We start from the raw sequence: 26,550 nt of genomic DNA on the forward strand, positions 1-26,550 counted from the left end.
GCTTTATTCTTCCTCCGTCAAATCCCGTTCAAGATCTTCCATAAAAACATATTCTACAGCCTCTTCCATTGTTGGTATTATGGTAAGTATTCCATCCAACTTCGAAATTTCTATCAATTTTTGAACGCTGTCGCTGCGAATATTGGTCATGACAAAGCTGCCAAAATCTTTCCAAATTCGATTTGCAGTTAGAATTGAACTCAAACCGGATGAGTCAACGTAATCGACCTGGTCAAGGTCAAAAATCAGATTCCTGACACCTTCATTTCTCAAAAAAACAAACTCTGATTTGAGTTGGGGTGCGATCAGAGAATTTAAGTTAGGTTCTTCCAAGGTAAAAATAGCATACCTTTCTTGTTTATCTACCTGGTACTTCATGGACACTCGATTATTGTAAAGTCTTAGCTTTTATTAACTTACCTATAGAATTTTATTAATATATAATAGAAAATTCAATAGATTTATTACCTTTGAAACGCAAAAGTAATAAACTTTGCACCATACCCATCAAATAGAATGATATTTGATGGTCATTTGAACTTTGCTAGCTGTCATTTATTTACTAATGAAAGGATTGCATTTTAAGGTTTGACATTAAAATTATAGAAAGAGGATTCTGATGAATAAAAAATTCTCCCAAAAAGTAAAAAAAGTACTAGCCAATAGCCGGGAAGAATCCCTGCGCTTAGGTCATGACTATATTGGCACAGAGCACATTCTGTTGGGTTTGCTCCAGGAACAGGATACCCTGGCTGTAAATGTTTTAAAATCTCTCAAAGTTGATTTGAGCGATTTGAAATTTAAGCTCGAAGAATCAATACCGGTAAAAAAGGGAAACGAGGCAACCTTTCAGGTTGGCAATCTTCCGCTTAATAAACACGCTGAAAAGGTTTTGAAATTTACTTATTTGGAAGCGAAAGTAAATAAAGAAGAGGAAATTTATCCTGAGCATCTCATTCTAAGTCTGCTTAAGCATCACGATAATCTCGCTTCACAAATTTTGGAAGATTTCAACGTCGATTATGAAACCTTTCGCAATGAACTTGAATTCCTTGCCGAACAACAACACGATCCATCACTGTTTGAAGATCTGCCACAAAATGCAGCTAATGATCCGGATCCTTACGAAGACGAGCCTTCCCAAAGTAGTTATTTGCGAAAATCCGGATCCAAATCTCAAACTCCGGTTTTAGACAATTACGGAAGAGATGTTTCCAGATTAGCGGAAGAAGGAAAACTTGATCCAATAGTCGGGCGCGATCGTGAAATTGAAAGAGTTTCCCAAATTTTAAGTCGAAGAAAAAAGAATAATCCCATCCTAATTGGTGAGCCAGGTGTTGGTAAAACTGCAATTATTGAAGGTTTGGCATTGCGAATCGTGCAGAAAAAAGTATCGAGGACGCTTTTTAATAAAAGGATTGTAATGTTGGATCTGGCTGCACTTGTTGCCGGAACAAAATATCGCGGACAGTTTGAAGAACGCATTAAAGCGATCATGAGTGAGCTGGAAAAAACCAGAGATGTCATCCTCTTTATAGATGAAATCCACACCATTATTGGTGCAGGTGGAGCAACCGGTTCACTGGATGCATCTAATATATTTAAACCCGCCCTTGCAAGAGGTGAATTGCAGTGTATAGGAGCTTCAACACTAGATGAATACAGGCAACATATAGAAAAAGACGGTGCATTAGACAGAAGATTTCAAAAAGTAATGGTCGATCCTCCAACCGTTGAAGAAACGATTCAGATCCTTTTAAATATCAGGTCTAAATATGAGGAGTTTCACTCCGTAAATTATTCAGATGGAGCCCTGATCAGCTGTGTAAAGTTGAGCGATCGATATATTACAGATCGATTTTTGCCGGATAAAGCAATTGATGTCATTGATGAAGTGGGTGCAAGAGTACACTTAAAAAACATCCATGTTCCCAAACCAATTGAAGAACTCGAAAAACAAATAGACCAGATCAAAGAACAAAAAAACCTGGCCGTCAAAAGTCAGCAATATGAAAAAGCAGCAGATTTGCGAGATCTGGAATCTAAACTGCTCAAAAAACTCGAACTGGCCAAACAAGAATGGGAAGCTGAAGCCAAAACCAAGCGTTACCCTGTAACTGAAGACGATATAGCTGAAGTCGTGTCCATGATGACCGGCATTCCTGTAAATAAAGTTGCACTTTCGGAAAGTAAAAAATTGGTCAACATGGCCGATGAAATGAGCAAAATGATCATCGGGCAAGATGAAGCCATAGAAAAAGTATCTAAAGCCATCCAACGGAATCGGGTTGGATTAAAAGATCCTAAAAAACCGATAGGTACTTTTATTTTCCTGGGACCTACAGGTGTTGGAAAAACAGAATTGGCAAAAGGCCTTGCTCGATTTCTATTTGACTCCGATGATTCACTGATTCGACTCGATATGAGCGAATATATGGAAAAATTCACGGTATCCAGACTTATAGGTGCCCCTCCGGGTTATGTAGGTTACGAAGAAGGAGGTCAATTGACAGAAAAAGTTAGACGAAAACCATATTCAGTAGTATTATTAGATGAAATTGAAAAAGCTCATCCCGATGTATATAATATATTACTTCAGGTCTTAGATGAAGGAATGCTTACAGATGGACTTGGGCGTAAAGTAGATTTTAAAAACACGATTTTGATCATGACCTCCAATATTGGAGTCCGTCAGCTTAAAGATTTTGGACAAGGGGTTGGTTTTGCAACTAAAACCAGGATGGAGAATCAGGATGAAAATACCAAAACCGTCATCAAAAATGCTTTAAAGAAAACTTTTTCACCCGAATTTTTGAATAGGATTGACGATGTTTTGATTTTCAATACGCTTGAAAAACCAGAAATGCACAAAATCATTCAAATTGTGATTCACAAACTCATTTTTCGCATCGAGCAGTTGGGCTATTCATTCAGCCTGTCTGATGAAGCCATTGATTTTTTGGCAGAAAAAGGTTTTGATCCGCAATTTGGAGCCAGGCCTTTACATCGGGCCGTACAAAAGTACCTCGAAGATCCACTTGCAGAATATTTATTACAGCATAATCCTGAGCAGGGCACCAAATTAAAAGCCAATATGGATCCCGAAAAGGCTGAAATTATCATCCAACAACTTACTAAAACAGGCAGTGTAAAGAAATCTCAGTAAAATACCCACCAGCTTGTATTTTTGCACCGAATAAAACCATTTACATTTGAGTCTAAGAGGTCCTGTTACCAACAAAAAAGATGCCCTTAAAAGCCAATACCGCTTGAATAATGCTATACGCAGCCCTCAAGTCCGATTGGTTGGAGAAGATTTTGATCAATTAAGTGATATTGCGGGCCGACCCATTGAAGCCGGCGTGTACCCTATTGAACAAGCTCTCCGGTGGGCCGAAGATTTGGGCATTGATTTGGTAGAAATTACCAATAAAGCAGATATGCCTGTTTGTAAGATCATTGATTTCAATAAATTTCTCTATCTAAAGAGAAAAAAAGAAAAGGAAATCAAAGCAAAAACGGCAAAAACTGTTTTAAAAGAAATCCGATTCGGACCACATACCGATGATCACGATTTTGATTTCAAGTTAAAACATGCCATTAAATTTCTCGAAGAAGGCGCTAAAGTTAAAGCTTATGTCCAGTTTCGAGGCCGGGCAATCGTATTTAAAGAAAGAGGCGAACTCGTGTTACTCCGATTTATTAAGGAATTGGAACCATACGGAGTCACCGAAGAACTTCCAAAATTGGAAGGAAAAAGGATGCATGTCATCTTAACTCCCAAGAAAAAATCTAATTAATATATTTTGGGGGTTTATTGCCTATTTTTTGTATATTTGCACCCTTAAATTTTTTAGCATATGCCTAAGATGAAAACGCATTCCGGTGCAAAAAAAAGGTTAAAAGTGACTGGCAAAAATAAAGTCAAAAGCTTCAGAGCCAACACTTCGCACTTATTAGGGAATAAATCCAAAAAGGCAAAAGGTCGTCATGCTGGCTCCGTTGTGGTAGATCAAACAGAGCAGAGAAGAATGAAACGACTTTTAGGAATAGGATAATCTATATTAAACCAAGGTTAAGTGCCGGAGTGATATCCAGCCCCTTGAAAATCATAATTATATGCCACGTTCAGTCAACGCAGTCGCCTCCAGAAGAAGAAGGAAAAAAATCATGAAAGCAGCCAGAGGGTACTTTGGTGGGCGTTCAAAAGTATATACGGTAGCCAAGAATGCCGTAGAAAAAGCGATGAAGTATGCTTATAAGCATCGTCGCGAAAAGAAAAGAGCTTTCAGAAGATTATGGATCGCCCGTATCAATGCCGGTGTTCGTGCTTTAGGGCTCAATTATTCTGGTTTTATCAACAAATTAAAATCCAACAACATTAATCTTAATAGAAAAGTGTTGGCTGATTTGGCGATGAACCACCCTGCTGCTTTTTCAGCTTTGGTAGCTAAAGTCAAGTAGGCTTTTCTTCCTCATTTAATTGCTTACTATTTCCGTATGGCTTCTACAGGATCCATTCGGGAGGCGTTCAATGCCGGAATGATTCCTGAAATCAAGCCAATCAATATTGAAAGCGATAAACCTAGAAATATATTCTGGGAAGATATGTACATCGGAAATTCCAATAATTTTCCTACTATTGTCAATACCAGCCACACCATAACCAGTCCGATTAAGCCCCCGATGATACAAAGTATGATTGCTTCAAAAGATATTCCAATAAAATAAAATAGCGTTTGGCACCTAATGCCATTTTGATACCGATTAATGGCGTTCTTTCTTTTACAGTTACAAACATAATATTTGCAACTCCAAATGCACCTACAAGCATAGCAAACATGCCGATAAAAAAGCCGGCATAATTAATAACTTTAAAGACCCCTTCAACAATACTGGTTAGCATTGTTAGCTCATTGACCGCAAAATTATTTTTATCTAATGGCTTTAAGCCTCGAACCGGCCTGATAATACTTGCCAGTTCCAGTTTTAATTCTTCAAGATCAACTTCCTTTTTAGCTTTTACATTGATAAGAGTAGCCCAGTTAGAATGTGCATGAATATTAACGAGTTTACGGGCAGTGTTATAGGGTATAAAAATGGCCTCATCGTTAGGCATTATTTTCAACAGAGACTTGCCTTCTTTTTTAAGGACTCCTGACACATAAAAGTATTGTCCTCGCATTTGAAGCCTTTTACCAATAGCATCACCCCTGGGAAACAATGCATCGGCTAGAATATTTCCAAGAATGACTTCATTCATTCCGGTCTGAAAAGCCCTGCCGGAGAAAAAACTACCTTCCTGCAATTCCAATTGAATGACCCGGTTATAATCTTCCGTTATTCCAGCCAGATACGCACCCTCAACATAATTATTTGAATATTTGACCTGGTTGCCCGGCAAAAACACGACCAACGAAGCATATTCCGCCAGCTTAGATCGCTCCTGAATGGCTATCAGATCGTCCATATCAGGATTGGGCCTTGCCAGATATTTCCAATAATTTTGACCAGGTTCCTCTTGCCATGGCCATTTGTCGACATAAATTACATCATTCCCCAGTTTATCAAAGCTTTGAACGATGTTGTCTTCAAGTGAATCAACTGCCGATAAAACTGCAATCACGCAAAATATCCCTATGGTTATCCCCAATAAAGTCAAAAAGCTTCGTAACTTACTGTTTGTAAGTTGTTGTAAAGCCTGGTAGAGCCCATCTAAAAGAATTCGAATGATAAGCATATGAACTATTCATCAAAAATAGATGTTAAATGCCCATAAATCATTGCCATTTAGACCAATCCTGAAAAAAACTATACCACCTCACAACAATCTTATATAAAAAACATTAGATATTCGGCCAAACACTTGATTTTGGTATCACCGAAAAGTTATTTTTGCGCAAAATTAAAAAGAGCCCATGCGGACCAAACTCTCCCAGTTTACTTTTAACCTACCCAAAAACCTGATTGCCCAGTATCCCGTTGAAGAGCGTTCAGAAGCCAGAATGATGGTCATCCACAGAGATAGTGGAAAAATCGAACACAGAAGCTTTCAAGATCTTTTAGAATATGCTGACGATGGTGATTGCATGATCGTCAACAATACAAAAGTGTTTCCCGCCAGAATGTTTGGCCGGAAGGAGAAAACCGGAGCTAAAATTGAAGTTTTCCTTTTAAGAGAGCTCAACAAAGAAGTCAGACTTTGGGATGTTTTGGTGGATCCTGCCAGAAAAATCAGAGTTGGTAACAAACTTTACTTTTACGACAAGAATGGTAAAGAAGTACTCGTAGCTGAAGTTGTTGATAACACAACATCCAGAGGTCGGACGATTCGATTTTTATTTGATGGAGATCGCGATGCCTTTCAAGCTGCTTTGAAAACATTGGGACAAACACCATTGCCGAAATACATTACCCGAAATCCCGAACCGTCCGATGAAGATCGATACCAAACCATTTATGCCAAAGAAATTGGAGCGGTAGCAGCTCCAACTGCCGGTCTTCATATGAGCAGAGAGCTTTACAAGATGCTTCAGATCAAAGGACTCAATTTTGGAGAAATTACTTTACACGTTGGTTTAGGTACCTTCAGGACCATTGATGTTGAAGATCTATCAAAACACAAAATGGAAGCTGAATATTTCAGGATACCTGATGAAACTGCGAACCTGGTCAATACAGCAAAAGATAATAACAAAAGTGTCTTTGCTTTAGGCACTACCAGCATGAGAGCTTTGGAATCTTCTGTAACAGCTTCAAGATACTTAAGACCCGCAGAAGGTTGGACCAATATATTTATTTACCCTCCGTATGAATTCAGGATTGCTACCAAACTTATTACCAATTTTCATTTGCCTAAATCAAGTTTATTAATCATGGTATCTGCTTTTACGGGACACGAACTTTTAGCAGAGGCTTATGAAGTTGCCATAAAGGAAAAATACAGATTTTTTAGCTACGGAGATTCCATGCTCATTATTTAATAAATTTTAGGAAATCATTATTAAAACCCAATAAAAGAAAATATTTATATGTACTGGACATTAGAATTGGCGCATCATCTTGAGGAAGCCCCTTGGCCCGCAACACGTGACGAACTCATCGATTTTGCAATCAGAAATGGGGCGCCGATTGAGGTGCTTGAAAATCTTCAAGAACTTGAAGATGAAGAAGAAATTTATGAAAGCATGGAAGACATCTGGCCAGATTATCCTCGAAAAGATGACTTTCTCTTTAATGAAGATGAATTTTAAGAAGTTTCCCGTTTCATAAACGGGATTTTTTTTGTCTGAGGCAGATCAAATAAAACTATGATTATTGCTATTGACGGACATTCAGCATGTGGCAAAAGCACACTGGCGAAAGATATAGCCCGTATTTTGGCTTACACTTATATTGATTCAGGTGCCATGTATCGTGCGGCAACTTGGTACTTTAAAAAAGAAGGAATTTTACCTTCAGATATACCATTGATACTTTCGGTGCTAGACAACTTAAATATAAATCTGGAAACTGACCATTCTCCTAAAATTTACGTTAATAAGCAAGACGTCACTTTAGGCATAAGGGCCACGGAAATCAACGATTGGGTTAGTGAATATGCTGCTATTCCGGTGATTAGAAGAAAAATGGTAGAACTTCAAAGAAAAATGGCATTACATACCAATGTTGTTATGGATGGAAGAGATATTGGAAGTGTTGTTTTCCCAAATGCAGAATACAAATTTTTTATCACTGCCGATATCCAAACGCGTACGCTTCGCAGATTAAATGAATTGAAAAAAAATGGCATCCTTGTTTCATTCGAAACCGTAAAATCAAATCTGTTAAAAAGAGATCTAATTGATTCTACCAGAGAAGATAGTCCGCTCGTTCAATGCAAAGATGCTATTGTAATTGACAATAGCCTTATGAGCCCTGATGAACAATTACAGCTTGCATTATCTTACATTCAGGCTGAATAACATTACCGCAGACAATCATATTTTCAGGTTATTTTAATTTCAATGCTTTCAAATTTTCTTTGGAGCTCAAGAAAACTGTGATTATCACTTTAACTCAAAATAGTCATCAGAATTCTATTTCGAGCTAAAACTATACAATTACACTCCCCTTTTCGAAATTTGTGCTCCATATAATTCTTACTAATCTTCAAAACAAAGTTTTAGTAGGAGTTCTTCGTTTTATTTACCTGCTCTTCGCATCCACATCATAATTCTAGCTAAGTGATTCAACATATTTATGTTCTTTTATTCTGATCCTAAAAAAAAAGGGCTACCTGAATATCAGGCAGCCCTTATCATTTTTTCGTTGATCTATTATCTCAAAAGTGTAAACTCACCTTTGTATTTATCAAATCCAGTTGAACCATAGAATTGGATTTCTGCATAGAAAACATAAACACCTGGTAAAGCTTTCTTTCCTTTAAGATTGCCATCCCAACCGGTTTTGTTATCTATATTTCCATCTTGAAGATCTTGTGCGCCATAAACTAATTCACCCCAACGATCGTAAATATTTAAGGTTTTGATCTTAGTAACTCGTTTTCCTTTCAAGTTCCACAATTCGTTGATTCCGTCACCGTTCGGTGAAAATACATTAGGCCACCAAATGTCTTTTATGATGCGCACTACAACCGTAATTCTTGCCTGGATCTCGCAACCAGCAGCATCTACAACAGTAACAAGGAAGTCACGAGTCGTATCAGCAGCATAGCGCAATTTCGAATCCCAAGAAACATTTTGATTCAAATTTAACCAATTTGTGTCTTTATAGGCTGCAGTTCCTCCGGAAATGTAATTCAACATCGTATCCAGATAAACGATTTCATCCTGATCTACAACGATAAGCCTATCAACTCCAATTCCCAATTGTCCGGGTTCGATCAAAGTCAATGTGGTATCATGCTCACAACCGTTAACATCTCTAACAACCAGTTTATAACTACCCTCTCCAAGATTTGGGTAAGATCTGTTTGTTGAGAAAGGTCCATTGTTGAATGAATAGGTCAGACCATTTGCGGGTCCGGTAGCAACAATACCTGTGATATCAATGGCTCCATTGCGCTCACCATGGCATAATGGATTATTAGAATTCAAATCAAAACCAGCAAGTGGGTTTCCAATTTCTGATACCGTGATATCTGTAAATTCGGTACAACCATTATTTTGATCTTTTACCAAAACAGAATAGGTACCTGGTTTATCAACGGTTACCCGAGGAGTTCCCAAGCCACTGATAATACTACCATTTGCGGTCTGCCAGGTAAATGCGGATATAGGTCCTGCCTGTCCGATTGAAGCACTTGCATCCAATTGTATTTGCTTAACTGTACATGTCAATTGTCCTATCTGAGAAATAGCAGGAGTTGGTTTGCGTTTATCTTCTGCAACATTTATAGTAGCAAGTTCCTGACATCCGTTGGTAGTATTGGTAACTAACATGGTGTAGGTTCCAGTTGCATCTACGATTGGGTCGTAACTGCTGCCATTCTGAATATTTCCGGGTCCAGACCAGTTTACGATGTAGTTAGGACCTTTTGAAGATGCATTACCATCCAATGAAACTGTCAATCGATCGCAGGTAAGCACTAAAGGAGTTCCTATACTTACCGTTGGTTTAACAACATCTAAGCTTACATTATAAGTAATTTGGTGCGTGCAATTGGTTATTGGATCTGTTACTAATAAAGTATAAGTTCCCTCTTTATTAATATCAACAGTTCCTCCATTCACTTGTCCCGGATTTACAAACTGTCCGTTAGTCGTACTCCAGCTGTAATTCAAATTTGCACCAGAGCCACTCGTAGAAGCTGCTCCTGTCAACGTAATACTTGTAACAGCACAGGTTAAAATGGTAGGACCGGCAATAGAAGCTACCGGATATGCATACCAAGTTACAGGCACCGCATCTGCTTTCAAGCATCTGTCTGTAAGAACAACATTACCCGTTGCAGGATCCAAATTACCCATGAAAACTGCTATGTAATAGGTTTTTCCTAATTGCATAGTAGCAGGGTCAAAAGTAAATCGGCCGTTATCGTTGAAATTTAAAATATTTCCGTTGCGAGGGTCATTTTGGTTTCCATCATAGAGCGCAAAACGAATCACATCATTTCCATCAGGATTACCGGCAGCAGCATTGTAATTTGCCTGAGCAGTACCATCAGCACATAAAATGATCGGCGTTTGATTCAGATTACCCAATCCACTTACACAAGGACATTCATACACATTTATGGTTGTGTCTGGCATACAATTGTTTCGATCATTAATGATCAGTGTATATGTAGAATTGTTATCAATCCAATCTGTTTGCCATGTATCAGCAGCTATAAAGCTTCCAGGTAAATTTCCACCTGGAAATGAAACTCCGTCAATCACCCATGAAGTACGTTCTCCATTTTGACCATCAATGCGCACGCGATACTTTTCAGCTGTATTGTCGCACTCATATGGCGGAGGAACATCCACAAAATTTGGCGAATCCCAATGAGTTATATCAACAGTATCTTTAGTGATACAACCTTTGAAATCTTCCGTTAATTCATATCTGTAGGTCCCTTTTCCAGATACTGAAACAGTTGTCTGGTCATTTGTAGGATTAGAGATAATACTCACTCCAGGACCTCCAAGTACTCTCCAAGATGGAGCACCTGAATTTGTAATACCATTTAATTGATAATCATAAAAGCAAATGCTGTCGTGCGGACCTGCGTCAGGATTTGGATAATCATACCAAACTATAGGTTGATTATTAGATACTCTTAAACAAGGATCCCCTGAATCGATAATAAGGTCAATAGGCATGGTATCATTTCCAACTACACGAGTTAAGAAATAAGTCTTGCCGGTTATCATTGAAGCAGGATTGAAACAAATCTGATCATTTACTGAAAAGAAAGTATCAATTCTAGGAATGATAGGATCATTATAAGATGATTGGTGTAAAATATACATGGCATTATCTTCTGGATCCAAAGTAGCGGGAACCAATTCGCGAATACCAATACACTGATCAACGCAAAGTTCAGTAGGAATACTATCTAACAGACCTGCATTGATATTTCCACAATTACAGTTGTAATTATCAATAATTAAATTTGAGATACAACCATTGGCATCCTGTATTTGAACTGAGAACTGTACCAAACTGGCCAGGGTATCAGTCATGTAAATATTTCCATTGATGCTACCCCCACCGGATAAGATTACAAAAGGTGGTAACCCGCTATTGATTTTTACTTTAGCTGCGTATGGATAATTTGGATCATTATAGTCGATACAAATCTTTTCATCTACGGTAATCAATGGTGATTCATTAAATGTTACGCTCACTCTGTCCGCACCTAAACAAGTGTTATTGTCTTCAGTCAATTCGAATACATAGGTACCAAAATTGCCTTGAGTGTTTACAGATGTAGTAGCTGCAGCATCATCTAAGATGACCACGCCCGAAGGACCGGAAACAAGTCTCCATTTCAAATTTGTTCCTGTTATACTTTGAGTACCCTGTAGATCATAAACTGTATTACATACAGCATTATCAGCACCCGCAGTAGGCGTAGGATTTTGGAAGAAAATAAAAGGTTTCGGACCATCAGGTTGAACACAACCAGCTCCATAATCTATACCCCCAAGTCCATCTTTTTTACCGAGGATCACGAATACATAATAAGTAGTATTAAAACTCATGGTACCAGGATCAAAAACAACATTGTTTGAAGCCAGTTTCTTAATAAATGTTCCACCAGCTACATTGTTTGGATCAGGATCATCGGTGATCACAAACATCACAGTATCGTTTGGATCCTGAATTTCTGTAGAAGGATCATAGAAGAAATTAAAGGTTTCGTCTTCGCACAGTGATTCAGGAGTTTTTTCTAAAAGGCCTACAGCATTGGTACACTTACATTCATGATTGAAATTAAAGGTCAGAATACAACCCATTACATCTCTGATGAGTATCGTGTAACTTGTAAGATTATCATGGAAGTTAGAAGTATAAAATCCGTTTGCATCGACGACACCATTGCCTTGAATAACAGTATAAGGTGCAGTACCTCCATTTATTTTAAATCTCAAACGGTATTGTGTTTGTTGAACATTACAGATATATACTACACCAGTCGAATCCGGAGTCGAATTAAAAAACAACTCAACGGTATCCGTTCCAGTACATCCCAAACGGGTTTCACTGTAAACGTATTTGTATTGACCAAACTGATCTACTGAAACTGGCGATGCAGGATCGGTAGTATCTGAAATATTGGAGTTACCGGGTCCGGATAAAACAGTCCAAGAACCACCACCCACGTCTCTTCTACCTTGAAATTGATTAGCGAGATCGCAAATGCTATCATTTGGTCCGGCTTCCGGTCTTGGTGTACCTACTATTGCTACTTTGATACATTTTTCACAAGATCTACCGCAGTCGGTATCATAAAACACACAAACTTCTCCGGTATCTCCGGCATTCAAATTCCATTTTATTTCTACCGCCTGGGAATCAATTTTAGAAACAATTGAACCTCCGTCAACTGACCAAGTATAAAACAGTACATTTTGATTTATAAATGTATCTATAAAATAGCTACCATTGAATCCGGTACAGAGAATCAAATCCCCTGCTAAAGGAAAACATTTTGGAGCGAGGTCGCCTTCGTTGAAATTTTCCTGGAAGGTCTTAGCGCAAACTGCAAATTCAGTTTGCAACTCGACACGCACATTAACTTCTAAGCAATAATCTTCTGATACAGAATTTACCAATAGTCTTTCATCTGTTGAAATCGTAGCTTTAGCCGGATCATTACATTTGTACCACCTGTAATCAAATTGATAAGTCTCTCCAACATTACAAGGCTTCACCATGATAATATTCGGTGAAATTTCAACCATACCCCCAAAACATGTAACTCTAAAATTCGGCCTAAAATCAACACTAATGGCTGTAAGTAAAATAGTACTATCGCACTTATATGGCTCCGTGGTCTTAGGCAATGGAACTAAAAATTGATTAGTACAAGGTTGCCATGCTTTACCTAAAAGATCAATATAAGGCTCATTGTCACAAGTAATATAATAAACTTCAGCCGGCATTGGTTCGTCAAGGACTGTAAAGTTCACAACGGAATCAAATTTGCAGCAATTAGCATCTGTAAATTGCTGACGATATTCACCACTAGTAAAAATCCTTTGAGAGTGCCATTTGAATCCACCCGGATTAGCTTGTTCATAACAAACAACTCTGGGAATTCCATTTTTATCGGCAATTGGTCTTACTTTAACAGTTGCACATTTTGGTCCTTCCTGTGAACAAATAGATCCGCTCTGAGGATTTCCGATATAAGCAGTGACACAAATCACAAAGTCACCTTCATCTGGAAAATCAAGCGTGATTTCATTATCATTTCCACCAACTTCATCACCATCTAAGGTCCAAACATATGTTGGTGCACAACCACCCGGCTGTGGATTTACGAAAAATCTAACATTGCAAGCCCCAACGCAAATCGGCTCAATAATCATATTTGCTTTGTTATTGATAAATCCAAGCGGACTTAAAGTAGGTGGACCACCACCGTTGGTACTTAAGGTAAAATCGCATATATCTCCTGAACAACCATCTACGAAAAGATAGTAAGTCTTACAAGGTTCAAGATTTGCATTAATAATTTCAACACTTCCCGGAGGAACGCAAGGGATGGAACGACAAGCAATCTCCTGTGAACAATTGCAATCACCCCAAATACCATACTGCAAACCCTGGGAAGTTGTACAACCGCCAATGGTCAACGTAATCGTTACGTTACCACCTTGGGTAACAAATCCCCACCAACTGGTATTGTGTCCAACGCCACCTTGTGAACACAATGGTGAACAAGGGCTGGGTGAAGAACTTGGATTGTTACAGGCATAACCATTCACTTCGTCCAATGAACAAAGTACGTTTGCCTCATCGCAATTTTCAGCCATGGGAGGCGTGCACTGCGCAAGCACTGAGCTCTCAAATGCTGCGATTATACATATTAAAGAAAGTAATCTTTTTAACATATTGAAACTGTTTATCTTAAATATTATAAATGAATTACATGTACCTACTCTAAAGTGTACTAAAATTAAGCTTTTATTGGGATATTCTTTAAAATATTTTACCAATAATTCCGTATCCAAAAAACATACCGAATGTTAAATCATTCTAATCCACTCTAAAGCTAAATTCCTTTTCGCTCTCTTCTCCTCATTCCTCGATCATAAGACCCACCATATGTTAATTTCGCTTTCTGATGTATTAAGTTTTTTATGGATTTAACACTTTACAGCTATTTTTAATGGAGTTTATGCCCTAAATCATCTCAACAATGAAATGTCGCCATGCTTTTTAAAGCTATTACCGTTGACTAAAACTGCCTCCAATGTATAAATGAAGACTCCCGGATTCAACTTTTCTCCATTAAATGTCCCGTCCCACAAAAGTGTTTGGCGGTCTGGTAAAAAATCTAACTTTTCAAATACCATATTCCCCCACCTGTCAAAGATCCGGAGATATTTAACCCGCTCAAGCTCAGAACCGGCTTGCATCACCAAAAAGTCGTTGATTTGGTCGCCATTGGGTGAAAATACATTCGGTAAAAATAGATTGGGATCAATAATCACATTTATTTGAATTTCATCTACAGCCATGCAGCCATTTTCGTCTGCTATTTCCAATTTGTATAAAATTGAATTTTGAGGAGCGACAGTAACTCTAAGACATGTATCACAATTTAAATAAATTGAAGGTATCCAATCAATTTTACTCAAGTTATTGATGTTTGCATTTGTAGAAGGAACCAGATTAAAACTGGCACCTATTCTCACTGTGGTGTCATTTCCTGCATTTAATAGAATCGGTGAAGGCTCCACAAGTTGGAAACTCGTATCAAATCTGCAAGCATATCGACTTCGGACACTGAGTGAATAATTTCCCGCCTGTAAATTCATATAAGCGGTATCTGAAGTAAAAGCTGAATTATTCAATTGATAAACATAAGGATCCAAAGTGCCGGATAAAGGGTTAAAATGCAATTCCCCATCACTATAACCAAAACAACTTGGATGCCTGATTCTCAAATGCAAAGGTCCTAAGTCGGGAATTATTTTCGCAATAACAACTCCACTGGAATCCGTACAACCGTTGATAGGATTCGTAAGGATTAATGAATAATCACCCGCACTCCCCACGACTAAAGTATCTTCATTATTTGGGCCTGAAATAACACCAGTTGAGCTCATCCACTGAATCTGTTCACCAGGCAAGGTATTATTGGCCACTAATTTTGCATCTGTCTTTTCACATAGGATACTGTCTAATATGGTAATCCCAGCATAAGGCCTAGTTGTATCTATCAAAACAGTCACCAATGTATCTTTAGTACATCCATATTGATTTCTCATTCGAAGCAAATAATTGCCGGGAATGTTAACCCGTAAATTTAAATTTATGCTATCCGTCAATCCGGGTCCGGTCCATAAAAATTGTACTCCCGTTGTATCTCCAATGACATTTAATCCTGCACTTACCTGTTTGCAGGTGAGGTTTTCACTGTTTACTTGAAGCTCAGGTAAATCCCTTTTATAAGCAACATGAATCGTATCTTTAGTTGCGCATTTGTTTTTTGCTATTACGATAATCTCATAATAACCTGTATCTTTTACTGTTGGAGCTTTTAAATTGCTATAGAATAAGTTTGGACCAAACCAATTGAACAATACCGTCGAATCTCTTGAATTTGCAATAATTTGAATTGAATCTTGATCACAAGGAATAAAACCATCCACTACAGTTAAATCCGGCGGGAAATTATCTAATCCTACATAACTTGAATCTGTTGCAGTGCATCCATTCATGCCAAATACCTGAACAAAATACCAACCAGTATCAATGACTTGAGGAGATTTTTCAATAAAAGTGGAATTACCCGGACCAGTCCATACAATGCTGCTCAATGTATCTGTTGTCAATATATCCAGTTGAGCGCGACTGAATTCGCAAGTAATCGTATCTCCTACAGCTTTGATGGAAGGGCGCAACGTATCAATTGCTAAAAATACACTCGTATCTAAAAAACAAAAATTGGAATCAATGATTCTCAATTGATACAAACCACTTTCTGAAAATCCAGGTGATAGCATAAAACTGGTGTCTGATTTGGGGCCAATCCATCTGACATTTGGATTTTGTGCATTACTACTAAGTACCGGAAAACTTATATTCCGCAAACAATTTAGGGTATCGAGATGTAATCGACTTATGAGTGGTTTTAATGTATCCAATATAACTTGAATAGTGTCTCTAACTCTGCAACCGTAAGCATCTGTTCCAATAAAAATATAATTGCCAGCTGCAATAGCAAACACAACACTATCTTGAATACTGTTTCCATTAGGCAATGTCCAGGCAAAATTGACAAGGCTATCAATTTTACGAGCTGTCAAACGCGCATTCATGAAATTCAAACAATTAAAAACAGCATTGCTATATTGTATTTGATAGTCATTATTTATTTCGTTAACAAATATGGAATCAAGTGTTTGGCAACCATTATTATTAGTAACGGTATAAATATACCAACCCGGAATTGATACTATTACTGCTGAATCAGTTGAAATAAAACTACCCGGCCCCCGCCAGGAATACTTTAAGTCAGGCTCTATTGATTGGATTCCAATTTGGGCAAGTGTATCAGCACAAGTAATGGAATCCGTTAAGGATTGCACTATCGGTGCATTTATAAATTCAGGAACAAATATAGAATCCGTTTGCTTGCAACCGTTTCTTCCGGTTGCAGTAATGAAATAAAACCCTGACTGCACTACATTAAAATTTGTTCCATTCACAGTATCTCCATTGGGAAACAAGCAATGATAAAAACTTGTGCTATCTGCTGCAAAAACCCTCAAGCTTCCTTGCCTTTTAGAACAGGTCAAAGTATCAGCTGATAAGATAAAATTTGGTCTCATCGTATCATATGGCACATCAATTTTAGCAGAGTCAATACAGTGATTCAATCCTCTAACAAATAAATTATAATTTCCCCCATTTTGGATATATACCTGTTGGCTATTTTTGAAAAATCCAGTTGGCCCGGTCCAGGATATTGAATCAACTCCTGAATTATTTATAAACTCTAATAAAAAAGAATCCTTAAGACAATTGATGGTATCAAAATAAATTCCGTTAATCGGTAGTATGGTATCCTTTACGACGCTAATGGATTGTTCTGAAGTACATCCATTAGCAGCTGTTACGATCAACTTATACAATCCTTCTGTGCCTACCACAGGATTTTGCAAGATTGATTCATAGTTGCCAGGACCCAACCATTTGTAGCTTACTATGCTTGTAGAGGATCCAAATAATTGAACCACTTTTTGCTCGCAATTCAAAGCTCCGGAAACACCGGTAATGATCTCCGGCTTGGAGGAATCTTGGACTATTTGTATACTGTCTGTAGTTATGCATCCATTCAACGCTTGTATATTTAAAATATAAACGCCTAGCTCTTTTGCATAGGGTTGTTTTTCAAATCTTGAAAATCCAATTGGACCAGTCCAGGTGTAGGAAAATCCGGTACTATCATTCAAAATACTTACGCCCAGTTGAATGCTATCGTGCATACAATCGAGCGTATCCGCAAACAAGGTAAAAAAAGGTGGAATGGTGTCTGCATTTACTTCGAAAAATGTATCCAACCTACATCCTGCCGTGTCTAATAAACTTACCATATACCTACCCGGTGAACTAATGACTGGATTTAATGCCCGGCTTTCAAAATTTCCGGGACCCTTATAAATAATTGAATCTAAAATTGAATTGCTTCGATCCTTTAAGGAAAACATTTTGTTATTCCAACAATTCAATGTATCGACCTCAACATAATAATCAGGGACCGCGATATCAGAAACAACTTCGAAACTGTCAATACTTACACAGCCATTATTTGATTCGAAATTTAATAGGTACCAACCGGCTTGTTGCACCTTAATTGAATCATTTACACCAATCGGAGTGTTGTCATGCGACCAAAACTTCACAGTCCCACGTAAATTGCTCCTAAAGTGCAAAATTGAAAAGCTGTCTTTGCAAGTAATATGATTTGCGGAAAGCTCAAGAATAGCCTTAACTGTATCAGTATACACATTTACCACTGTATAATTGGAACAGCCATTTATATCGGTGACAGTGACATAATACTGCCCTGCATTGGATACTAAAATTGTAGAATCATTACCGAGATCTGAAATTCCATTTGACCACTTAAATACAGGTGTTGTTGCATCAGTTCTTGCTAAAAGCTGAACGCTTGTATTTTTACAAGTAATGGTATCGGTTAGTACCTCCAATTCCGGGATTTTGCCATTTTTGACGACAACGAATTCAGCAGAATCAATACAATTTCCATCACTCAATATGACTTTATAAATGCCCTCTTGATTAACTTTGATATTTAATAAGTCAGTAGAATCTATAATTTGTCCATTAGGAGTGCTCCAATTAATTCGGGTATTACTGGTGACCACAGAAGAACTCAAATTTAAACTCACTATTGGACTTGCACAATCAATGTTGTCAGTTGGCCGCGCAATAATTTTAAGATCCACCATTTCAAGATCCAATGTAATAAGTGAGTCACAATGATGTACTGATTGATATAAAACGGGATACACGCCTGTGCTTTCAAATTTAATTCCATTTAATAGGACACTATCACCTCTACATAATAATACTTTATAAATTGGATCTGTATAATTAGGAAAAATATCAATGCCCATACAATTTTTAGACAATTCAGCGCAAATCCCCAATTTATTGGTAATCAGATCCTCTCGATAAATTGAATACAAAGTGCCGGGAATTGGCAATTTCGCACTATCTGTTATCAAATAAGAAATCCCGCATAATTGATAACTCCCGGGCATACTGCCACTGAGATCCGGTATATCCATCACAGCAACAATGGTATCCTGCCTGGTCAATAAATACTTATACCCATATACATTTAAGTCGGGTGTAAAAAAGGAAATTGGATTCTGTCCGGCAAATTCAAGCCAGGATCCGTTGCACAAAAACTTTTGGCTTCAATTGCAAAAACACCACCGTTCGGGCTACAATCAATACAACTGATGCCATTCTGATCGCAAAAGAGCAAGCAAAAACTTTCTACTTTCCCCTCGTAAAACCTTTCGTCATCTGTAATAGCTAATGTCCAGGTACCATTTACAGCCCCGCTGTTAAAATCTTCCAAACATCCCTGGAAAGGATGGTAGGTACCATTATAAAATTTGCCAAGGATACCCCAAGATTGAATATTATCCCATTTCGGTTTAAATCCCAAATCAGGAACTGGCTGACTTGCACAGGGCACAAAACTTATAAACCATTTTGTAAAATCAGATCTACCGCTGTTGCCAACCGGACCCGTTAATTTTATTCTCTGACCGGCAGGAGAAATCAATTCCATGGTAACATCTCCAATAAAACGATGCTCAAATTTTACCCTAACGCCACAAACACCCTGGGTAGGATCTGCTAAATTATTATTGACGGCACCAGAAATTTGTAATCGAAGTGTAACCGTCGTTTCATCTTTTATTAATTGTGATGAATCCACACAACACCATTGCGCAGAACCCGAAAGTTTGCACATTAAAAACCAACAGATGACAAAGCTTTTATTAAAACTCATAAGCTAAACTGCATTGAGTAAAAACAAAAATTCAAACTCGCAAATACACAATGCTTATCAATTTTGCTTTTCAAATCTAAGAAAAGAAGCTCATCCCAGGGAAAAAACAGAATGTTTGCCATGGCATATTTTTATTAATAATTGCATGCTCATAAAAATGAAGATACAATTTACATTAAATCAATAGTCACTTAAGCGTTCCTATTATGCAGCTTCTGTTGGTATTCACTATCTAACAAATTCAAATTATTTTTATCTGAATTTAGTTTATTATAAAATATTAATTCATTCGAATCAAAGTGCGCGTTATTGAACCTTCTTTGGTTATGAGCTTCACAAAGTAAGTCCCATTTTTGCACAAACTTATATCAATAGGTAAATCCTGATATCCATGGCCTTTCATCAAACTTTTATAAATCAAACGGCCCGTTAGATCCATAATCTCCAATTGTGCAGATGGTCCCTCTGTAAAATATTTTACATATAAGTCATTACTAAATGGATTCGGGTAAAACTCAGTATTTAAAACATACTTTGATTTTAAAGGCAAGTCATGACCCGGATTTAATTCATCAGTTTTTACAAAAATAAAATCAGGGCATAAAACCGGAGATATAACTTTAATAAATGCTGTCTTTATGATTTCATTGGTACCATTGGAATTTAGCACAGCTAATTTAACAGCATAAGTTCCTTTTTTATCATAAAGTACAAGTGGATTTTTCTGATCAGATGTTGTAGGAAAACCACCATCAAAATTCCAATTCCAGCCATGTACATCTGAAGATGTCTTACTTGTAAATTGAACTTGACCAAAACCGCAGACAATGGTCGTATCGGCTGTAAAGTCAGCACGTGGTATCAGGTAAATAGCTACTTCTTGTTCAATTGTATCAGAACCACATTCATTTGTAATGATAAGACTCACTTTATACTCTCCTTCTGCACCATATGTGTGATTTGGAGAAACTTCGGTACTACTTGTTTGATCTCCAAAATTCCACAGATAAGAAGTGCCATATTTAGATTGATCATTAAAAAATGCCGTAAATCCCATTATAGATTTTGTGTAATCAGCTTCCGGCTGCGCTTGCACTGAAATATAATTTGCTTTCGTCTCAGTAAGCTCTTCATTACCATTGCCCGCAACCAAACTCACATTAAAAGTTCCAGCAGTATCATATCTAACTTCAGGTTCTGCTTCTGTAGAAGTCGCCGGATTACCGCCGGGGAAAGTCCATTTATAAACTGTCGCAGCAGAAGAAGTGTTTTTAAATTTTACGATAAAAGGCACACAACCATTTTGTTGATCAACTCTAAAGCCAACTCCGAGGCCACTTCCGATTTTAATTGTTTGAAGAATAGTATCTACTCCACATAAATTGTTTACGATTAATTTTACATCGTAGGTGCCCGGTTTATAAATATGCATTGGATTAAGTGAAGTAGTGTCTGTACTGCCATCTCCAAAATCCCAGGAAAATTTCTTTAAATATTTTGATTGATTCGCAAATCTAACAGTATCTTCATTAATTAAGGAAACAAAACTAGCTACTGGAATAGAGTCCACTTTAATATATTTCGTTTTAATAGAAGTGGCTTTGAACTTCGAGTTTTTGGCTACTAATTTTACATCAAATTCTCCTCCAATAGTATAATTAACCACAGGTTCAAACAAGGCCGAAACAGAAGGAGTTCCACCGGGAAAATCCCATTCCCAGGAAGTAACATTCGATGAAGACAGATTCTTAAACTTCACGGTATAACTCGCGCATCCAAATGTCGTATCTGCAGTAAACAAAGCCACAGGAGTCGTCACAATGGTGACATTCATCGCCATCTGGTGAGTACCGCATTCATTTTCAGCTGTCAGAACAACTGTATAAACTCCATCGTCAGTGTAGGTATGGGTAGGATTTATGTCATTTGAAAAATCACCGTCTCCAAAATCCCACTGATAATTGCCACCATAAAATGATTTGTTATCAAAAATCACAGTTCTGTCAATGATAATTTTTGTAAAATCGACGATTGGAATTGCATTTGCAAATATGTATTTTTTGAAAGTAATCTGGTTATTCCCGTATTGATTAGTTGCTCTTAAAATCACATCATATTCTCCGTAAGCTTTATAGGTTACGATAGGATTTTGGATACTGGAAGATGATGGAGTTCCACCAGGAAAAGTCCATAACCACGTAGTTGGGTCATTGGTTGATAAATCCGTAAATTGTACTGCAAATGGGACACAGTCCCTTGTTGGCGTGCCAGAAAAATTTGCAACCGGAGGTGAGCCCCCTGAACAAACACCCAAACAGCCGCGTGTTCGAACATGATTGTTAATTGAGGTAACAGAAGCATTCGACCAGGCATTTGAACAATTTACTGCAGGTGCCATAATGGTACTTGAACCGCTACCATCGTGACCAGCATTGAAATTATGTCCTAATTCATGGGCCTGTAATTGTTTTAAACAATTGTTTGATCCCCCATAATCGCTACAGACATTGTATCGTAAATTATTACAAATGACACCTAACCAGGCAAGGCCAACAGCACCCGTTTTGTATTTAGTTGTCCAGGCTGTGGCTACATCATAGACAGAACCATATCCGCCTCCATTTCCCCAGGAAACATGCACATTTAGATGCTGATCTATATTATTGACACCATTCCATGGATCCGACGAGCTAGAAGTAGCAACAAAACCAGCTGATTGTACAAATTCCAGGCTGTGTTCAAATTCATTGTCATAATTTGCCTGAAGTAAAGTTAGGATTGCAGTATTCCAATTCTCCACATTTGACACGGAACCTTTTTTCTGAAAAACAGAAAAATCATTTGCAATTGCAATTTCAACTTGCAGGCAATGGCCCCTTTCTTCGGTTTGTATATTTTCGGTTGATTTTTCTAATTCTTGCTTGCTTTTAATGTATTTTTCATACCCGCATTCGATATTGGTGTTTTGGATAATATGGTCGCTGCTGTATATGACTAAAATATCGTTTGCCAGATTTGGATCAATTCCATTTGCAGGTTCAATAAAATATTGAGCGCCACCTTCTTCTACCATACCGGCTAGAAAATTGTCGGCAACCACTATTCTTGCCCCTCCCCCTCTTTTAGAAACCAAACTTCCTATGAGGGACTTATTGGCAGGCTTACGTTTAAATCTTTGGATTCCAAAATCAGAGGCTACTGTCAATAAATAGTCTCCAGTATGAATGTCATGCTCAAAAGTTGCAAATCCCATTTGAAATCAGGATGTTCTAAAACCAATTGATGCTGGGTACTTCTACCCACCATCGAGGATTTCAACTGGGAATACGGAATTCGGACAAGTTTATACTCAAAAAAAACCTGATTTAAAGGGGAATTTGGCAGTGCCTCTGCTTTCTCTAGCTGGACTCCTTGTGCCCAAAGTATTGGACATATGGCAATTAATTGAATAAAAAAACTAAAAAGTGAACGAATCCTCATGATATATCCTTTATTTTGGCTGTAAATTTAAGTATTCTCTTCTAATTTAAATCAAATTTAACTTATATAACGCTTATAAAACCGTTTAGTTATTATGACACAAATCAAATTTTCTACATACTTGTTTCTCGTGCTTACTCTTGCTCTTTTTACAAGCATCGATGCACAAGGCCAATCAAAAAGGACTAAAAAACCGGAAGTAAACATTTGGAAAGAAAAAGTATGGTATGGCGGCGGATTTAATTTAGGTTTTAACTCCAGCATTTACAATGGACTACAATCCAGTGTTTTTGGAATCGGTATATCTCCGATGGCCGGTTATAAATTTAATTCCTGGTTTTCTGCAGGCCCCCGATTGAGCATCGATTACACAACCGCCAAGTTGTCTGATGGCTTTGATACCTATAGTTACAATAGCGTCGATTATGGTATGGGGCTGTTCGGTAGAATTAAATTTTCTCAGAATTTTTTTATGCATGTTGAGTACAGCTTTCTGAATGAAACTTTTACAACCGGAGAAATAAACAATGGAAAATTGGTGACCGAACGAGAATGGCGGGATATTTTTCTTTTAGGACTCGGATATAGTTCCGGAGGTGATATAGCTTATGAGATCTATATCAATTACGACTTTCTGGAAGACCCGGAATCCATCAGAGTTCCTATCGTCTACAGGGCAGGCATCACTTTTAAGTTTTAAAATTCAGATTTTAACTACACAAGATTTATCAATTGATAATCAAATAGTTAATAAGATAAGTGATGTCCTAAAACCTCATACTCAATCCAGTATTAAAATGTCTAAATGCCTGAGGGAACAATGCTTTATAGTGAAATATCTCAGCCTCTTCTTTGCCTAAATATGGATTTGATGCGATATCTAAATCCCCATCATATCCGAATCTGGAAATCCAACCATGGCTAGAATAATCCGCATTGAATAAGTTTTGAACATCAACCCAAAGATCCAGGCTTGACTTTTTAAATATTTTAAGCTCAAGATTTAATCCTAAATGAAATATGGAATAACCATCCAATCGGCTTCCCGGTCTGGAAGTATTGTCAAGATAAGAGTCAGTTATTAATTGATGTTTTGCTTTTAGTTTTAAACTTTTAATGCTTGAATTTTCGAATTCAAATTTTTTAATGATTTCCGTATGAGCAACAAAATTGGGATGATACGCGAGCCTTGATTTTGAATGAACCAAATGTTCTACCTGGTTGGAGCTCCAATCACTAGAATATTTAAGGAAAGATTCCTCCCACTTTGGTATTTTGGAATATGAAAGTGCACTTGAATTTGAAACTTCTATCCCCCCTACCAAAATCTAAATTCAAAGTCCATTCCAAGCCCCAGTTTGAAACCTTGCGCAAGTTTATAAATAAGGGTTCGCCTACATCACTCAACTCGCCAGACAGACCTCTTAGCGATGGATAATACATGTAATATGCATTCAAAGACGCCTTTATGTTTTTCTTTCCATTTAAATGCATCCCCAATTCAAAATCGATCAACTCTTCCGAAGTATTATTTAAATCACCAACGACGATATCTTCTCTAAACGGTTCTCGTTGCATATAGCCAATGGATGAAAATAGTGAGCCATTTTCAGAAAAATACTTGCTTACAAATAATTTTGGTGTAAAGGATTTGAAATGAAGTTCATACTGAAGTGGAAGGTTAAATTCCTTAATACCTATAATTTCATGTTTTACTTGTCGGTATAAAATATCAACATTCACATCCCAATTAGATCCTGGCTTCCAAAGTAATTTAAATCCCAATGATCCATCCAACTTAGTGCCTTCATTTTGGTAATAAAAATTCTTAATCTTTTCAAATGAATCAAGAATTACATCTTTAACCCTGCCAAAGTGATTCCCATCGTATGAACTTAAACTGATCTCCGGCCGGAACTCAAAAGATTTAGATGGGTTTATTAAAAGTTCAGACCGTAGAAACAAATAATGATTGCTAAGCCATTTTTGCCTAATGATATCTGCTTTTTGAATTCCATAAGCATTGATTTCATATGGGAGCAGGTCCACTTCCGCTTTGTAATTCTCATAGAATCCATTTCCATGGGTATAGTTCAAGGTATTTGACCAAGTCAAAAAATCAGCGCATTGTTGCTGATAAAAAAATTGGAGATGATCTTGTTTATAATCATCAATTTCATTGTCATAAGGGCCCGTTTGCCTTTCCATTCCCGCTGCATTAAACCTGCGTAAACTATCCACAAATTCGTATTGAACAGGCAATCCGAACCATGCCTGGCCTGTCTTTTCAGATCCATGAATATAATTTAGTCTGAACGAATTTTTCTTATTGACGATACCTGCAGCAAAATAAAATGAATTGAGTTTTGACGCTGACCGCTCAATGTATCCATCAGATTTCATTTGAGACAAACCAACTTCAAAGTAGTATTTGTTTTCCAAAAGACCAGAATGTGCTCCCGCACTAAATTTAAAGGTATTAAAACTTCCATACTGCAGTTCCGCTCTTGCTCCAGGTGTAAACCTCAAATGATTTGTTTGAATATCCATAGCGCCCCCAAATGAAGGAGTACCGGGCCTGTTCGGCACATTTCCACGAATCAGCGATATACGCTCTGAATTACTTAAAATATCAGGAATATCTACAAAATAACTCAATGATGATTCCGCATCTGTAAACGGAATCCCGTTAATTGTAAGTTGAATATGAGATGGATCCAAACCTCTGAACCGAATCCCTGTATAACCTACACCATTACCTGCGTCTGATGACACCAGAACTCCCGGTGACCCGGCAAGTACATAAGGAATGTCTTTGGATTTATGCAATTCTTGCAATATCTCGCCTCCCAGATCAGATGCATTTGGAAATGCCGTAATCCCCATTTGATAGGACCTGATCAAGATTTCATCAAATGCTACTCTTCGTTCCAATTGAACATGTATGGAAGTGTCGCTCATGGGCATATAGAGCGTCCTGTATTCAATGCCATATAAGTAATCGATGGCGACTGCATAAACCCCTTTAGGTATAATTGGAAATATGCATTGGCCCTTAAGATCTGTAAACACTTTAAGTTGAAGCTGCACAATTTCGACTTCTATATTTTGAAAAGGTGCATTATCCATGTCATCAATTTGAAGAATTAACTTTCCTTGTGAGGTGGATTCTGCAAAATATAAACACGAAAAAGCGATAAACCAATACAGTCGCATTGAATAGAATTGAAGCCATAAAATAAAATGGGGCAAACACAATTTTTCCAGTCAGGCATTACCCTGTCAGGTTCATCGGGTCTGATCTCAGCCGGCTTTTAGCATATGCGGCACCCCGTAATCAAATG

The 26,550-nt window shown here is 37.6% G+C and carries 16 protein-coding genes and 1 riboswitch; of the genes, 8 read left to right on the plus strand and 8 right to left on the minus strand.

Annotated features, from left to right (window positions below; translation table 11 throughout):
- Positions 1 to 3: 3 nt before the first annotated feature.
- The gene (locus tag IPM92_07450; protein MBK9108211.1) at positions 4 to 378 is read right to left on the minus strand and encodes an STAS domain-containing protein; all 375 of its coding nucleotides are present in this window, start codon (positions 376 to 378) and stop codon (positions 4 to 6) included.
- Between the two features lie 241 nt (positions 379 to 619).
- Between IPM92_07450 and IPM92_07455 the strand changes: the two genes are divergently transcribed.
- The 4 genes from IPM92_07455 (at position 620) to rplT (ending at position 4,464) form a co-directional block, all read left to right on the plus strand.
- Positions 620 to 3,166, plus strand: coding sequence for an ATP-dependent Clp protease ATP-binding subunit (locus IPM92_07455; protein MBK9108212.1), 2,547 nt, complete (start codon positions 620 to 622; stop codon positions 3,164 to 3,166).
- 46 nt (positions 3,167 to 3,212) lie between these two features.
- Entirely contained in the window at positions 3,213 to 3,800 is a 588-nt protein-coding gene (locus IPM92_07460; protein MBK9108213.1) for a translation initiation factor IF-3, read from the plus strand.
- Positions 3,801 to 3,860: 60 nt separating this feature from the next.
- Positions 3,861 to 4,058: a 50S ribosomal protein L35 gene (gene rpmI / locus IPM92_07465; protein ID MBK9108214.1), complete on the plus strand. Its 198-nt coding sequence runs from the start codon at positions 3,861 to 3,863 to the stop codon at positions 4,056 to 4,058.
- Between the two features lie 61 nt (positions 4,059 to 4,119).
- Positions 4,120 to 4,464, plus strand: a complete 345-nt coding sequence (gene rplT / locus IPM92_07470; GenBank protein MBK9108215.1) for a 50S ribosomal protein L20 — start codon at positions 4,120 to 4,122, stop codon at positions 4,462 to 4,464.
- 211 nt (positions 4,465 to 4,675) lie between these two features.
- Here rplT and IPM92_07475 read toward each other — a convergent pair whose 3' ends face one another.
- Positions 4,676 to 5,740, minus strand: a complete 1,065-nt coding sequence (locus IPM92_07475) for an ABC transporter permease (GenBank protein ID MBK9108216.1) — start codon at positions 5,738 to 5,740, stop codon at positions 4,676 to 4,678.
- A 178-nt stretch (positions 5,741 to 5,918) separates the two neighbouring features.
- Between IPM92_07475 and queA the strand changes: the two genes are divergently transcribed.
- From queA to IPM92_07490, 3 genes are read left to right on the plus strand one after another with little or no spacing between them, the layout of a single operon-like run.
- Positions 5,919 to 6,983, plus strand: coding sequence for a tRNA preQ1(34) S-adenosylmethionine ribosyltransferase-isomerase QueA (gene queA / locus IPM92_07480; protein ID MBK9108217.1), 1,065 nt, complete (start codon positions 5,919 to 5,921; stop codon positions 6,981 to 6,983).
- Positions 6,984 to 7,031: 48 nt separating this feature from the next.
- A complete protein-coding gene (locus IPM92_07485) occupies positions 7,032 to 7,253 on the plus strand; it encodes a DUF2795 domain-containing protein (protein ID MBK9108218.1) in 222 nt (73 codons plus the stop codon).
- Between the two features lie 57 nt (positions 7,254 to 7,310).
- Positions 7,311 to 7,964, plus strand: a complete 654-nt coding sequence (locus tag IPM92_07490; GenBank protein ID MBK9108219.1) for a (d)CMP kinase — start codon at positions 7,311 to 7,313, stop codon at positions 7,962 to 7,964.
- Positions 7,965 to 8,318: 354 nt separating this feature from the next.
- Here IPM92_07490 and IPM92_07495 read toward each other — a convergent pair whose 3' ends face one another.
- The 4 genes from IPM92_07495 to IPM92_07510 all read right to left on the minus strand — a co-directional run bounded on the left by IPM92_07495 (position 8,319) and on the right by IPM92_07510 (position 22,979).
- Positions 8,319 to 14,051, minus strand: coding sequence for a gliding motility-associated C-terminal domain-containing protein (locus IPM92_07495; GenBank protein MBK9108220.1), 5,733 nt, complete (start codon positions 14,049 to 14,051; stop codon positions 8,319 to 8,321).
- A 297-nt stretch (positions 14,052 to 14,348) separates the two neighbouring features.
- Positions 14,349 to 19,106: a gliding motility-associated C-terminal domain-containing protein gene (locus tag IPM92_07500; protein MBK9108221.1), complete on the minus strand. Its 4,758-nt coding sequence runs from the start codon at positions 19,104 to 19,106 to the stop codon at positions 14,349 to 14,351.
- Positions 19,040 to 19,726, minus strand: coding sequence for a proprotein convertase P-domain-containing protein (locus IPM92_07505; protein ID MBK9108222.1), 687 nt, complete (start codon positions 19,724 to 19,726; stop codon positions 19,040 to 19,042). Before IPM92_07505 ends, IPM92_07500 begins: the two co-directional genes overlap by 67 nt.
- Positions 19,727 to 20,006: 280 nt before the next feature.
- Positions 20,007 to 22,979 carry a PKD domain-containing protein gene (locus IPM92_07510; protein ID MBK9108223.1) on the minus strand — a complete coding sequence of 991 codons (2,973 nt, stop codon included), beginning with the start codon at positions 22,977 to 22,979 and terminating at the stop codon, positions 20,007 to 20,009.
- Positions 22,980 to 23,300: 321 nt separating this feature from the next.
- On the opposite strand from IPM92_07510, the gene IPM92_07515 reads away from it, so the two are divergent.
- A complete protein-coding gene (locus IPM92_07515) occupies positions 23,301 to 23,906 on the plus strand; it encodes a hypothetical protein (GenBank protein MBK9108224.1) in 606 nt (201 codons plus the stop codon).
- A gap of 67 nt (positions 23,907 to 23,973) precedes the next feature.
- Here the strand turns inward: IPM92_07515 and IPM92_07520 are convergent, their stop codons facing one another.
- Together IPM92_07520 and IPM92_07525 are read right to left on the minus strand one after the other, a co-directional pair.
- Positions 23,974 to 24,414, minus strand: coding sequence for a hypothetical protein (locus IPM92_07520; protein MBK9108225.1), 441 nt, complete (start codon positions 24,412 to 24,414; stop codon positions 23,974 to 23,976).
- Positions 24,415 to 24,451: 37 nt separating this feature from the next.
- A complete protein-coding gene (locus IPM92_07525) occupies positions 24,452 to 26,422 on the minus strand; it encodes a TonB-dependent receptor plug domain-containing protein (protein ID MBK9108226.1) in 1,971 nt (656 codons plus the stop codon).
- Positions 26,423 to 26,450: 28 nt separating this feature from the next.
- Positions 26,451 to 26,550: riboswitch (TPP riboswitch) on the minus strand.

This window comes from Saprospiraceae bacterium, from assembly GCA_016719615.1.
GTDB lineage: Bacteria > Bacteroidota > Bacteroidia > Chitinophagales > Saprospiraceae > Vicinibacter.